This is a genomic window from Shewanella sp. SG44-2 (genome assembly GCF_014164215.1).
Taxonomy (GTDB): Bacteria; Pseudomonadota; Gammaproteobacteria; order Enterobacterales; family Shewanellaceae; genus Shewanella; species Shewanella frigidimarina.
Map to the genome: position 1 here is coordinate 195,762 of NZ_JACJEU010000005.1, position 13,893 is coordinate 209,654.

Genomic DNA, 13,893 nt, shown 5'->3' on the forward strand with positions numbered 1-13,893 from the left:
CTAAGTATTAATGCAATTACTGGATTTGCTTTGAGGAAGTCACCATGAATGGAACCGCGAAACATAATGGCCATGTTTGTCCGCAACATATTTTGCTAGTCGAAGACGAACAAGACTTGGCTAAGTTAATCATACTTAACCTCAAAGCACTCAACTACAGCGTCGACCACGCCACCACCTTGAAGCAAGCCATGCACATAATCGAGCATAAAAAGCTCGACCTAATATTAATGGATCGCATGCTCCCCGATGGTGATGGCATTATGCTGTGTGAGCAACTACGCCAAGACGGTAAGGAAGTCCCGCTGATGCTATTAACCGCCAAAGATTCAGAAGCAGATGTGGTACTGGGCCTTGAAGCTGGGGCAGATGATTATCTCGTCAAACCCTTTAGCGTATTAGAGCTGCGCGCACGGGTAAAAGCACTATTAAGACGCGGCAAAGCCCAACATGAACAAACCCAACAAATTGAATTTAACAGCGTAACCATTAACTCCAGTACCCGTGAAGTTACCGCGTTTAATAAAGCATTAACCCTCACCGCCCGCGAGTTTGATTTACTGCTATTTTTAGCCAAACACCCGCAACAAGTCTTTAGCCGCATGCAACTGTTAGAAGCAGTATGGGGTTATCACTACGATGGCTATGAGCACACTGTAAACAGTCATATAAACCGTTTACGCAACAAGCTTTCTTTGTGCTCGCCTGAACATGACCTTGTCAAAACCGTGTGGGGCGTAGGCTACAAATTTTCACCACCAGAGGTGCAAGCCCACTAATGAATCGCTTATTTAATCGGTTGTTTTTAGCATCCACAATCATCGTGTTATTACTGTTTGTCGCGCTATGGCAATGGCTGCAACTTAACCATGAATTTAGCCGTAACCAAATTCAGCAATCACTGCACTTACAACTTGCTGAACACATGGCGCACATCAACCCTTTATTATCGCAAGGGATCACGTCAGACGCCGCGCTTAAAGAAGCCTTTCACGACTTTATGTTGCTAGGCCCAAGCTTTGAAATTTACACCTTAGATCCAGATGGCAAAGTGATTGCTTATGACGCCAAAGAAGAAAAAATTAAAACTCACCGAGTCGATACCACAATCATTCAGCAGTTTTTAAATGGCGACAGCCTACCTGTACTTGGCACCGATCCGCGTAGCGAAGATACCCACAAGATTTTTTCCGCCAGTAAACTTGTCACCAAAGATGGGCTTCATAGCGGTTATTTGTATGTCATCATTGGCGGTGAAGATTACGACAGTTGGCAAGCACTGATTAACGCTGAAAATCAACCTAAAATCTGGGGCGCTACAATCGGTTTTTGGATCATTTTTGCTTTAGTGCTATTCGTGATTTTACTGCGCTATTTTACCCGTCCAATCCAAAAGCTCGCACAAGACTTAACCGAACTTAAAAACACCCCGATGTCAGACAAACTGATGCTCCCCCAGCGCTATCGTGGCAGTTTAGAGATAAGCCAACTGAGTCATCATATCAATCATTTATTGCATGAAATCCAATTGCAGCAACAGCAAGTGAAACGCCAACAACAGGCCAAACACGACTTTTTATTGCATTTGTCTCATGACTTAAAAACCCCGCTTACCGCATTGTTAGGTTATATCGATACTTGGTTAATATTACCCAAGCACGAACGGGACGAAGCGTTAATCCAATATGCAGCAAACTCAGGCCAAACCTTACAGCAGCTACTGGCACAGTTATTAGAATTGGCCGCCCTCGAAAATGGTCAAATCGATGCGCAACTGCAACAAGTTAACCTCAGCGAACTGCTTAGCGATATTGAACAAACCTTTACCCCACGAGCCAAAAAGCTCGGGGTTAAATTAGATTTTGACATCAACCATGCCAGCCAAATCTATACCGACCCCGTACTAATGCGCCGCATACTCAACAACTTGGTCGATAACGCCCTGCGCTACACTCCCGCTGGTGGCAAGATTCAAATCGTCAATGCACAACACAATGGCCAACAATGGTTAACCGTTCGTGACACTGGCGCAGGCATGCACAAGCATGAAGTTGACGCCCTCAAGCAATTGTCGATGACAAGGTTGTCATTTGAAGCGAATCAAAGTCTGCCACAACTCGGCGTCGGACTCGCCATTGTCAGGCAATTATTGGGCTTATTGAAATGCAGAATTGAAATCGACAGCCAACCCGGCGTTGGCAGCGAATTTAAGATAGAGCTTGTAACGCAGGGTTAGGTGTTGAGGTTGAGGTTGAGGTTAGATTTGTTGCGATTGAATATCTAAATAAACAGTGTTTGGCAACATACTCTGCTATTGCTCTACTTCTGGATGATTAAATCGCTTGCGAAGCAATCGTGTCATGTAAGGCCGGAGGAGACTAGATTACCTCCGAGTAGCCGACTATAAATATTGTTAAAACAAACTAACTACAACTAACACAAAAGCACATATAAAATATTTATAGCTTGCAGTAGAAAAAACCAAATTTGATTTAAACCAGTGCTTAAGCGGAGCTACTAATAATAATGGCGACGAGAGTAAACCACGCAAGAAAAATAATATTCCAAAAACCCCAGCTATTTCGCCAAAATCTAACATTCGAGTTTGATAAAACTGAACTACTTGGAATATTATTACCAGAGCCATAAAACCTTTAACAAGGTTTGAACTACGTTGAATTTTAACTGCTTGTTCTTCCATTGAACTCAATCCTATTTAATGCGTATAACGATTTGCTAAATTGCATTTTGGTTGTTGTGAATGTGGTGCGGAATTTGGCGAATCAATGGTATAAAGTAGCGAAAACCAACAGGCAGTCCCTGCATCAATTTAGTGAAAGTACCATACTTATCTCAATGTTTCGTCATCAATATGTTTTTATCATTCTTGTATGTCTGCTGTTTCATATATTGCCTCGTATATTAGAATCTGTGCGTTGCGCTGTGTGAAAGTCATAAATCGCTCGTTGGACTGGGCCAACTACAAAACGAGGTTCAAAGCTGGATCAATCTCCATGGCAACCTTTTCGTCGCTATTGTTTTGTAAATAGCGAAAATATTGCGGGGCGGCGAGGCCAATTTTTTTATCAAGAGTAAAGAGGGAACAGCCGTTGGTTTCCTCTTGGTCTGGTGTGGGCGAAGCGCCACGACGTTAGTGGCCGCAGGCCATAAAATCTAAATCAAAATAGTAAAAAACAGCTGGATTCCGGCTCACAAGCATTACCGGAAAGACGTAAAATAGAAAAATAGAAAAATAGAAAAACTAACTGCTCACATTCAAAAGCTAAAAAACAAAAAACGATCAACAAAAAAGCGAATCCGAAGATTCGCTTTTTTTAGCCAATACCACTGAATTACTTGTGGTATTTACCTGACAACTCATGCACAGAATTGATAAATGCACCGGCATGTTCAGGATCAACATGTTGATGAATACCATGGCCTAAGTTAAATACATGGCCAGTACCTTCACCGTAACTCGCTAGAATTTGATCAACTTCTTGATGAATACGCTCTGGCGTAGCATACAACATTGATGGGTCCATGTTGCCTTGTAGAGCCACTTTATGACCTACGCGACGACGAGCGTCACCAATATCAACAGTCCAATCTAAACCTAATGCATCACAACCGGTTTCAGCCATAGACTCTAACCATAATCCGCCGCCTTTAGTGAACAAAGTAACTGGCACTTTACGGCCATCAGCAAAACGAGTTAAGCCATCAACAATTTTTTGCATATAGCGTAATGAGAACTCACGGTAAGCGTGATGTGATAACGCACCGCCCCACGAGTCGAATATCATTAACGATTGTGCGCCGTTAGCCACCTGAGCGTTAAGATATAACACCACAGAGTCTGCTAACTTATCTAATAACATATGCAATGCAGCTGGTTCTGCATACGCCATACGCTTGATTTTTTCGAAAGTTTTGCTTGAACCGCCTTCAACCATGTAAGTGGCCAAAGTCCAAGGTGAACCCGAAAAACCAATTAACGGCACAGAGCCATTCAGTTCACGACGAATGGTACTCACTGCACGCATTACATAACCCAATTCATCTTCTGGATCTGGAATACATAATTTTTTGATTGCATCGATGGTGTCAGTTGGACGTTCAAAACGCGGACCTTCACCGGCTTCGAAATACAAACCTAAGCCCATTGCGTCTGGCACGGTCAGGATATCTGAGAATAAAATCGCAGCATCTAAGTCATAACGACGTAACGGCTGTAAAGTGACTTCGCAAGCCAATTCGGCATTACGGCATAAAGACATAAAGTCACCCGCTTGAGCACGAACTTCTTTATACTCAGGTAAATAACGTCCCGCTTGACGCATCATCCATACTGGAGTGACATCAACAGGCTGCTTTAGCAACGCACGTAAATAACGATCATTCTTTAATTCTGCCATGTGGACTTTGTTCCTAGACTGTTATGATTTCTGCTGGGCGTTAGTTTAGCACTTACGCGATTAATGTAACCACTCATGCAGAATTTATGTGAGCTATTCCTAAATCTATAGTCGATTTTATTAACACAATCGCTACTATGCTCACAAAACACACAATACTGATGTGTAAATCGCAATTTATCCGATTATAAGTTGCGTCACGCTAAGTGGTTTGGTATAAAAAGTGTGCGCTAGCAAGAACAATCAAGAAGCCCGATAAATCGAGCCTTTGAAAACTTCGTTACCCCGTGATGGCATGCCATCACGGGGTTTTTTATTATTCCGCTTAGTGCCCTCTATTCTTTTCATCCCCAAAGCAAGCTAGTCGATAAGCAAATAAAAATAAAACAGTTGATCGTAATACACTTTGTCCAATACATTAGTTGTTACAGAATGACTGCCAATTAGAGAGAAGACATGCTAACAAAATTAGAAAAAGCAGAAAAACGCTGGGGCGGTTCTCATAATTTAATTGATCAATGGCTTAATCATCGCCGCAAATTATTAATCCAATATTTTATCGTTGCCGGATTAGCACCTTATTCGCGCAGCGAAAAATCACTGCCAAGCATGGATCAAGTCAAACAATTTTGTGCCCAATTAGTTGATTATGTGTCAGAAGGCCACTTTGAAGTTTACGACAACGTTGTTAAAGCTTGCGAGAAGTTTGGTGAAACGAGCATCGAAACAGCCAACGCCTTATTACCGCTGATTAGCGAAAGCACAGACGCGGCATTGGATTTTAATGATAAATATACTGATGCATCTGATGAACAAGTGCTGTATCAACTAGACAACGATTTATCACATTTAGCACAAGCAATGGAGTCGCGTTTCGAATTAGAAGATCAGCTTCTTGAATTGCTATATCAACGTCTTCCTTAATTAAGTCAGCCCATTAAAAAGTGCGATAAATTGACGCACTTTTTTAATACAGAAACTTGATTGCAGCAAACATTATTGCCGTTTATGCCAGTTTTCAGGCAACTCGACTTGTGACCATAAATGTTGACATAAATTTTGTGACTGATGCCAATCGCCCATTTTTAACCACTCTACCAATGCATCGCCGACTTGTGGGTACGCAATAGGCTTAGGTGATGGGCTTTTTAACCAACGCTTGAGTACGGCAAAATCTAAAGTTTGCATACTTTCTGCCGCGGCAAGTAATTCTAACGCTGCAACGTTAGCAGACTGCTCAAACTGCCCCAGTAACGGTTTTACTAATAACTTCTTACCTAACGTCATCGCTTCACTGGCCAGCTCAAAACCAGCATTGCCGATCACCCCACCACATTGAGCCATATGCTGTTTAAAGCCTTCACGATTAAAGCCATGCCAATGAACATGCTCTGCTAATGGTTTCAATGGTTTAGTGCTGTGGTAAACAGAAAAGTGGTATTGATCAAATGGTGCTAAAAATGCCGCTATACGATCAGGCTCTTCAAAGGGTAAATAGACTAAAATTTGATGGCTATGATCACCACCATTGGGCCACACCTCAACAAATGGAGGCAAAATAGGAAAGCCAAAATGATGCCAATGACAACCTAAAGCAATATCGACGGGTGCAAAATGGTTAAGCAAAAATTCATTAAACCAACTGTTGCCTTGCTTAGGGACTGGATATTGTAATGCTGCTTGGTGACTAATGGCGATTGACGGAACATTTTGTTGTTTGGCCGCCCAAGCACTCACAGGTTCAAAATCGTTCAATACTAAGTCATACCCCGTTAAATCTAACTGCTTAATTTCAGAGAAAATAGGAGTAGTTAAATTGTTTTTGGCGGTTTTCACGGAATTAACTCGACCATTTTCGGTTATGAATGTCATACCGTTACGGGTCTGATAATCGCCAAAACATTGCATATCAAAGTAGTGTTGTTGTTTTCGGCCTGAAAATAGAAAATCGACATCAATATTATGTTGCTTAAGCGCTTTAGACATCACGCGTGCGCGACTGATATGGCCATTCCCTGTGCCTTGAACTCCGTACAAAATTTTCATATTGCCTTACATCCCTCTACGGCTGAATGATCAAGATTAAAACGTTGTACTTCTTTCTACATAAACAGTTACTACATGAGGAGTGACTACAGAACCTTTACCACATGTACTGTGACGGCATGAGCGATTACGACATGGGCGTTCTTAACATAAGTTTTTACAGCATGAGTTGATCGACCAGTAATACCGAGCCGATCCCCAAACCAGCGCCAGCGATAATATCCACAGGATAATGCACTCCCAAAGCAATACGTGATGAGCCAACAAAACAAGCCCAAGCAAACGCAATAGGTGCTAAGGCAGGAAACACCAGATTCACTACGCTAGCAAACACAAAGGCACTAGCTGTGTGCCCTGAGGGTAAGCTAAATTTATCAGCTGGCTCAAAACATGATTCAAACCCTGCTAAAGCGTGGCAAGGACGATGACGTCGAATGCTATTTTTCAACAGTAGATACAACGGCAACTCAACCAAGAAACTCCCCAACACTAAATTAAAAAAGTGCTGACCGTTGGGATGGAAAAATAACAGCGCAACAGATAAATAAGCATAATAGTGACCATCACCGGTTGCAGAGACACGTTTAGCAGCCTGATTTAAGCCGTTATCTCGACTAAATTGCACTACCCAATAAAACCAATATTTATCTAACTGACTGATACTCTTCATGCCTGACTCCATGTCAAACGTCGGCAATATCATTTACCTAATATTAATCCGACTAAAGTTATGTATTTGTTAACAGTTTAGATAATAGACAGAGGTAATGAACACGAGGTGACAGTTAGCCTAAAGTTTTATGACACTGCCCAGAGCTGAATTTAACGTTAGAAAGTCACCATGGTAGAAGCTTAACTGCCGATGTTTACTGGCGAGATCATTTCAACTGATAATAAGAGATTGGACTAATTGATGTTACTCAAAAGAAGCATTAATACGTTCATAGGGAGCTTATTGCGGGCGGTTATAACGCAGGCAGTAGAATGAAAAGCGGTTTGATATCTGTTTGTGGTTTAAATTAATGCGATTTAAAGCAATAACCCCTCAAGTTTGGCTTGAGGGGTTATCAATCGCGACCGTGTTATCGTCATTCGCTAACACGATAACTTAATATGACTCGTGCAATTATGCAGTTTGTGGCTGTGCACTTTTATTACGATAAATCTTAATTAAGTGAAAAATGTTAATGCATGCAACAAAGGCATTCATGCCCGCTACTGGCCACGCTTCGATTGCATATCCGTAGGCAACAAAAAAAGAACAGCCGACAAAGTTTAACCATCTTAGTAAAACGATGTCTTTCATCATTAGTGAAATGGCAACCATAACTGATGCTGCATAACCTAAGACTTCAATAATATTGATATTTTCCATAAGAACCTCTGTTTCAGGCTCTCTGCCTTCCGTATGCGTAACGGGGGATCCGTGCCCCTAAAGCTAGTATTATTTTGTAAACTAACATTAATAAATCTAGCAATATGCTAACAAACTGTTGAACAAAAATGTAATTAAAAAACGTATTAGGATGACCTAAATCAACATATATCGACTAATTGGTTCAATTTGAAAGAAAATTACTTACAAATTTGATCCTTGTTCTCTATTTAGGCCAATGCGTCATTTGGGCATAAGTAACACCATAAGTTGATTTATAACAATCCAGTGATTGATAAGGCTTTTATTTTCATAAAAAGCTCATATAATTCATTTAACTTTGCTTTACCCAGCAATTTACCTTTGCTGTCCAACAGGAGTGAAATATGGAATACAACACCTCAGAACTCTGCGACATGTATATAGATGTAGTCGATGTCGTCGAACCAATGTTCAGTAACTACGGTGGTTGCAGCTCCTTCGGTGGCTCAATCAGTACAATTAAGTGTTTTGAAGATAATGGTCTGATTGCTGATGCTTTAGAAGAAGACGGTGAAGGTAAAGTACTATTAGTCGATGGTGGTGGATCGTTAAGACGTGCCCTACTCGATGCTAGAATTGCTGAAATTGCTGTAGCCAACAATTGGGAAGGTATCCTCATTTACGGTTCAGTACGTGACGTTGACGCTCTTGAAGAACTTGATATTGGTATCCAGGCGCTTGCTTCGATTCCTGTCGGTGCTGAAAGTAACGGTGTGGGCGAAGTCGAAATTCCAGTTAATTTTGGTGGAGTGACCTTCTTACCGGGTGACCATATCTATGCTGATAACACTGGCGTTATTCTGTCTCCAGAACCATTAGATATTGAATAATCAGTCATAGCCAATTTAGCTTTGTAAAAAGCTGGCAGACAATTCCTTTAAAAACCAGCTATGCTGGTTTTTTTGCGGCTGTAATTCGGAGAATAACCATGTTTAGCGCATTCACTCAGCAGCATTGCGATGCATTATTAAATTTACGCCCTAATGAAACCAAAATAGGCCAACAGGTTTATCTGGCATCTGCTGAACTGTCATTAGCGCAAAATGCCCAACGGGCTAAATCTAGTGGCGCTCAGTTTGCCATTATTGCCATTGCAGAAGATGTGGGGCCACGGGCCAACCTTGGCCGAGGCGGGGCTGATGATGCCTTTATCGCTAGCATGAAACAGTTGATCAATTTACAGTCCAATCGATTTCTTAATGGTAACGAATGTGCCATTTTAGGCCAAATCAGTCTTGGTACATCGTTACCAACAACCGCTACCGTTGAACAATTACGTCAAGCAACCGCACAACTAGATGACATCGTTATTGCTGCTGTAAGTGAAATCATGCAAGCAGGATTAGAACCCATCGTTATCGGCGGCGGCCACAATAATGCTTATGGTTTATTAATGGCAACAAAAGCCACTACAGGCCTACCTGTCGCAGCCGTCAACCTCGATCCACACAGTGATTTTAGACCACGAGAAGGTCGCCACAGCGGTAATGGATTTAGTTATGCCGCCGCCAATGGCGCCCTCGACCATTATCATATTCTCGGCTTGCATGAATTAAAAAACAGCGAAGAAACCCTAGAACAACTGAGCCTAATTGGCGCCACATGGAACAGTTTTCAACAAATTTGGATCCGGCGTGAATTGTCGCTAGAAACCGCATTGAAACAAATTGCTAAATCATTAAATCAAACCCAACTGCCAGTAGCATTAGAGCTCGATGTCGATGCGATTGCCAATATGCCCAGTAGCGCAGCGACTTTTGCCGGTATATCGATACTCGATGCGTGCCATTATGTGCATTATATTGCTAAGCATTGTCCATGCCGTTACGCCCATTTTGCTGAAACCGCTCCAGCATGTCATCACGCGGGGTTAGAAGCGGGTTACCGCGATGCTGGTCAAGGTCTCAGTGAGTTAATTTATGCTTATCTTCAGGGTCGATTAACCTGTCTGAATTAGAATCAGCTGCGGCTATTCATTAAAGGCTAATTTTATGCTCTAATGCAGGCAATTTTTTAGCCTTAACTGCTGATTTTTATTGGGGCTAATCGACGCGAAGCTCATTGCTGCGTTCAAGTTGAAGTGAAATGTATATTTAGGTGTAAGGTAAGACAACTAATTGATTGTTGTCACACTCTCGCACCGCAGCATTTCAGCAATCATTCGCAATGGCATACACTCGCTATTAATTATCGCACATTATAGGAATATACCGATGTCTGAAGGCGAACCGAAAAACACTCATTTTGGATATAAAACTGTCGAAGCTGATAAAAAAGCAGACTTAGTTGCTGACGTGTTTCATTCCGTCGCGGCAAAATACGACATTATGAATGACGTGATGTCTTTTGGAGTTCACCGCTTTTGGAAGCGCCACACCATTGAAGTAGCGGCTGCAAGACCTAGTATGAAAGTGCTTGATTTAGCTGGTGGTACTGGCGATCTCACGGCTAAGTTTTCGCATTTAGTCGGCGATAGAGGTCAAGTCGTTCTTGCTGACATTAATGATTCAATGCTCAAGGTCGGTCGCACTAAATTACGTGACAAAGGTATCGTCAATAACGTCAGCTATGTTCAAGCTAATGCTGAAGCACTGCCGTTTCCTGATAACCATTTTGATATCATCACTATCGCATTTGGTTTACGTAATGTTACCGATAAAGATGCGGCGTTACGTTCAATGCAGCGAGTATTAAAGCCTGGTGGAAAACTACTCGTGCTTGAGTTTTCAACACCTAAACATGAATTAATGCGTAAAGTTTACGACATGTATAGCTTTAAGGTGTTACCTAAAATGGGCGCATTAATCACTAAAGATGCTGACAGCTACGAATACCTTGCCGAATCAATTCGGATGCATCCTGATCAAGAAACCCTTAAACAAATGATGGTCGATGCAGGTTTTGAACAAGTCGACTACACCAACATGACAGACGGCGTTGTCGCATTGCATAGAGGTTATAAGTTCTAATGACCCCTAATCACTTTGCTTTGTTAACTTGTGCAGCCATTGAAACCGCTTTTAACCAACTGCCAGCACAGGCTAAAAGTGACTATGCTCGCCAAAAGTCATTGCACGGCAAAGTATTTTGTATTCAATTGAGTCAGTTAAATTGGCCCATTTATTTGGTGTTTGCCAAACAAATTCAAGTGCTGAGCCATTACGAAGGTGATGTTGCTGTAACCGTACGAGCTGATGCATCAACATTATATCAGCTGACTGAAGGCGCTAATTTAACTGAGCTTATCAAACAAGATAAACTCAGTTTGGAAGGCGACATTCAATTACTGCAATCGTTAAGCCATTATTTACAGAATATTCACGTTGATTTTGCTGAACCATTATCACGTTATATTGGTGATGCTCCGACGCATAAACTCGTTGCTACAGCAAAACAATTTAACCATGATATCAAACTGGTTTTACAAAAAACTCGCTCACACATCAGCCAGTTAACCACTGAAGAATATCGCTTGGCACCGCATAAAATTGAATGGCTACACTTTCGTGATAATCTGGACGAACTAGTCAGTCAAACCGAACGTATCGAAGCCAAGATAGCCCAATTAAGAGATCAAATAACGCAATGACAACTGCAAGTATCAGGCGTGGTTACCATGTCATTAAAACCATTCTGCATTTTGGCTTAGATGACTTAATACCTAAACACAAAAAGCCTTGGTATTTCGCCATTGTGCGCAACAGTTTATTTTGGGTCCGTAATAAACATAAAACTAAATCGCCAGCAGAACGCTTAAAATTAGCGATGCAAGATTTAGGGCCTGTATACATCAAACTAGGGCAAATGTTGTCGACTCGCCGTGATTTACTTGACGACGAATGGGCCTATCAGTTGGCCATGTTGCAAGACAGAGTACCTCCGTTTGATTCCGCTTTAGCACGAGAAGCCATCGAAGCTGAGCTTGGTGCTCCTATCGCAACCTATTTCGACGATTTTAACGATACACCACTTGCCTCGGCATCCATATCGCAAGTGCACACTGCTACCTTAAAATCTAACGGTAAAGCGGTGGTACTTAAAGTGCTGCGGCCTAATGTTGAGCAGCAGATATTAGCTGACTTACAGTTAATGACTCAAACGGCTAACTTACTCGAAACCTTATTAGGTGACGGTAATCGTTTACGCCCAGCAGAAGTGATTGAAGATTACCGCACCACCATTTTAGGCGAGCTAAACTTAAAGCTCGAAGCGCTCAACGCCATAAAGCTGCGCAATAATTTTCTGGGTTCCAATTCGCTGTATGTACCTTTTGTTTACGAAGAACACAGTTATCAACGCCTTATGGTCATGGAACGCATTTACGGTATTCCAGTCTCTGACACCGAAGCGTTACGAGCTCAAGGTACCAACTTTAAACTGCTTGCTGAACGCGGTGTAGAATTGTTTTTCACCCAAGTGTTTCGCGACAATTTTTTCCACGCAGATATGCATCCTGGCAACATTTTTATCAGTCGTGAACATCCAGACGACCCATTTTATATCGGTCTAGACTGCGGCATTATGGGCACGTTAACCGAAGTAGATAAACGATACCTTGCAGAAAACTTTTTAGCCTTTTTTAATCGTGATTATCACCGTATCGCCCAGCTGTATATTGAGTCAGGTTGGGTATCGGAACACACTGATATTATTGCGTTTGAACAAGCGGTAAAAGTAGTTTGCGAACCCATGTTTAATAAACCATTAGATGAAATTTCATTCGGTCATGTACTGTTGGAGCTGTTTAGAACCGCGCGTCATTTTGATATTGTGGTGCAGCCACAACTGGTGCTACTCGAAAAGACCTTATTGTATATTGAAGGTTTAGGCCGCCAGTTATATCCGCAACTAGATTTATGGCAAACAGCCAAACCCTTCCTAGAAAATTGGATGTCAGAACAAGTCGGCCCTAAAGCCATGTTCAATAAAGTAAAATCAAATGCGCCGTTTTGGGCAGATAAACTCCCTGAGTTTCCTGAATTGATTTACGACAATTTAAAACTAGGTCGTAAATTACTCGGCACTCAACAGCAAATGCTAGATAAGTACTTGCGCTACCAACAGAAATCGCACAAGAGTAATTATCTACTTATCACATCGGCTGTATTATTGATCTGTGGCACAATTTTATTTACTCAAATAGCTACACTATGGCCTGCATATATCTGTATCGGTGCAGGTATATTGATTTGGGCGATAGGATGGAGATCTAGGCCAAAGAATCGTAAATTTTAGCTAGCACTAATTTATTAGAGGTTCATAATACTTAAAGAATTGAGTGTTATTATGGATTTTGAAATAACTTTTCTACAAAAACCATTTTACTTTAAAGAGGAAAATCTTCATGGGCGGCATCAGTATTTGGCAGCTTCTAATCGTAGCGTTAATTGTCATTCTATTATTTGGGACTAAAAAATTGCGTTCTTTGGGCGGTGATTTAGGTGGAGCAGTAAAAGGCTTTAAAAACGCCATGACTCCAGAAGATGAAAATAAATCTTTAGATGACAAAGAAAAAGACCAAACTGCAGCGACTTCGCAACAGGCTGCAGAAAAGCAACCTGAAACAGAATCTAAAGATAAACAGGCGTAATTTATTATGTTTGACGGTATCGGCTTTATGGAGCTGCTGCTGATCGGTATTTTGGGGCTAGTCGTACTAGGCCCCGAAAGACTACCGGTTGCAGTACGTTCGTTAACAGGTTGGATCCGCGCGCTTAAGCGCATGGCTAACTCTGTCAAAGATGAACTTGAGCAAGAGCTTAAAATTGATCAGTTACATGCTGATTTAAAAAAAGCTGAAAGCAAAGGTTTAGCCAATTTGTCGCCAGAGCTACAAGAGTCGATTGATCAGCTGAAAAAAGCCGCTGAGTCAGTGAATCGTCCTTATAAAGTTGAAGACACATCACCTGTAGCGCCAAAAGCATCACCTGACGAGTCTCCTTCAGTCGTAGAAGCTAAGTCATCTGAAGCGACTAGCGAAAACAGTTCAACCCCTAAATAAAACGGATAATC

Annotated in this window: 15 protein-coding genes; 10 read left to right on the forward strand and 5 right to left on the reverse strand. The window is 41.7% G+C overall.

Translation table 11 applies throughout. The annotated features are described in order from the left end of the window. Positions 1-44: 44 nt before the first annotated feature. Both H5181_RS05885 and H5181_RS05890 read left to right on the forward strand, forming a co-directional pair. On the forward strand, positions 45-779 hold the full coding sequence (locus H5181_RS05885; protein WP_182750492.1) for a response regulator transcription factor: 735 nt from the start codon (positions 45-47) through the stop codon (positions 777-779). Then, positions 779-2,236: a HAMP domain-containing sensor histidine kinase gene (locus H5181_RS05890; RefSeq protein WP_182750493.1), complete on the forward strand. Its 1,458-nt coding sequence runs from the start codon at positions 779-781 to the stop codon at positions 2,234-2,236. The genes H5181_RS05885 and H5181_RS05890 overlap by 1 nt, the downstream gene beginning before the upstream one ends. Before the next feature lie 177 nt (positions 2,237-2,413). On the opposite strand, the gene H5181_RS05895 is transcribed toward H5181_RS05890, so the two are convergent. Both H5181_RS05895 and hemE read right to left on the reverse strand, forming a co-directional pair. After that, positions 2,414-2,701, reverse strand: coding sequence for a hypothetical protein (locus H5181_RS05895; RefSeq protein WP_059747517.1), 288 nt, complete (start codon positions 2,699-2,701; stop codon positions 2,414-2,416). Between the two features lie 652 nt (positions 2,702-3,353). After that, positions 3,354-4,418 (reverse strand): uroporphyrinogen decarboxylase, encoded by a 1,065-nt coding sequence (gene hemE / locus H5181_RS05900; RefSeq protein ID WP_101086245.1) that lies wholly within the window; start codon positions 4,416-4,418, stop codon positions 3,354-3,356. A gap of 456 nt (positions 4,419-4,874) precedes the next feature. Between hemE and H5181_RS05905 the strand changes: the two genes are divergently transcribed. Next, positions 4,875-5,342: an Rsd/AlgQ family anti-sigma factor gene (locus tag H5181_RS05905; protein ID WP_011635970.1), complete on the forward strand. Its 468-nt coding sequence runs from the start codon at positions 4,875-4,877 to the stop codon at positions 5,340-5,342. Between the two features lie 72 nt (positions 5,343-5,414). On the opposite strand, the gene H5181_RS05910 is transcribed toward H5181_RS05905, so the two are convergent. The 3 genes from H5181_RS05910 to H5181_RS05920 form a co-directional block, all read right to left on the reverse strand. After that, positions 5,415-6,464 (reverse strand): MJ1255/VC2487 family glycosyltransferase, encoded by a 1,050-nt coding sequence (locus H5181_RS05910; protein ID WP_123778060.1) that lies wholly within the window; start codon positions 6,462-6,464, stop codon positions 5,415-5,417. A 157-nt stretch (positions 6,465-6,621) separates the two neighbouring features. Beyond that, entirely contained in the window at positions 6,622-7,134 is a 513-nt protein-coding gene (locus tag H5181_RS05915) for a phosphatase PAP2 family protein (protein WP_011635968.1), read from the reverse strand. A gap of 456 nt (positions 7,135-7,590) precedes the next feature. Continuing rightward, a complete protein-coding gene (locus H5181_RS05920) occupies positions 7,591-7,839 on the reverse strand; it encodes a YgjV family protein (protein WP_011635967.1) in 249 nt (82 codons plus the stop codon). Between the two features lie 386 nt (positions 7,840-8,225). Between H5181_RS05920 and rraA the strand changes: the two genes are divergently transcribed. The 7 genes from rraA (at position 8,226) to tatB (ending at position 13,882) form a co-directional block, all read left to right on the forward strand. Further along, entirely contained in the window at positions 8,226-8,711 is a 486-nt protein-coding gene (gene rraA, locus H5181_RS05925) for a ribonuclease E activity regulator RraA (protein ID WP_011635966.1), read from the forward strand. A gap of 92 nt (positions 8,712-8,803) precedes the next feature. After that, positions 8,804-9,838, forward strand: coding sequence for a formimidoylglutamase (locus H5181_RS05930; RefSeq protein WP_404948493.1), 1,035 nt, complete (start codon positions 8,804-8,806; stop codon positions 9,836-9,838). Between the two features lie 256 nt (positions 9,839-10,094). Beyond that, positions 10,095-10,850 carry a bifunctional demethylmenaquinone methyltransferase/2-methoxy-6-polyprenyl-1,4-benzoquinol methylase UbiE gene (gene ubiE / locus H5181_RS05935; RefSeq protein WP_182750495.1) on the forward strand — a complete coding sequence of 252 codons (756 nt, stop codon included), beginning with the start codon at positions 10,095-10,097 and terminating at the stop codon, positions 10,848-10,850. Further along, positions 10,850-11,470 carry an SCP2 domain-containing protein gene (locus tag H5181_RS05940; RefSeq protein ID WP_059747506.1) on the forward strand — a complete coding sequence of 207 codons (621 nt, stop codon included), beginning with the start codon at positions 10,850-10,852 and terminating at the stop codon, positions 11,468-11,470. The genes ubiE and H5181_RS05940 overlap by 1 nt, the downstream gene beginning before the upstream one ends. After that, positions 11,467-13,116 carry a ubiquinone biosynthesis regulatory protein kinase UbiB gene (gene ubiB / locus H5181_RS05945; RefSeq protein ID WP_182750496.1) on the forward strand — a complete coding sequence of 550 codons (1,650 nt, stop codon included), beginning with the start codon at positions 11,467-11,469 and terminating at the stop codon, positions 13,114-13,116. Before H5181_RS05940 ends, ubiB begins: the two co-directional genes overlap by 4 nt. Before the next feature lie 109 nt (positions 13,117-13,225). Continuing rightward, positions 13,226-13,471: a Sec-independent protein translocase subunit TatA gene (tatA, locus tag H5181_RS05950; protein ID WP_011635961.1), complete on the forward strand. Its 246-nt coding sequence runs from the start codon at positions 13,226-13,228 to the stop codon at positions 13,469-13,471. A gap of 6 nt (positions 13,472-13,477) precedes the next feature. After that, positions 13,478-13,882, forward strand: coding sequence for a Sec-independent protein translocase protein TatB (gene tatB, locus H5181_RS05955; RefSeq protein ID WP_011635960.1), 405 nt, complete (start codon positions 13,478-13,480; stop codon positions 13,880-13,882). The last annotated feature ends 11 nt before the right edge of the window (positions 13,883-13,893 follow it).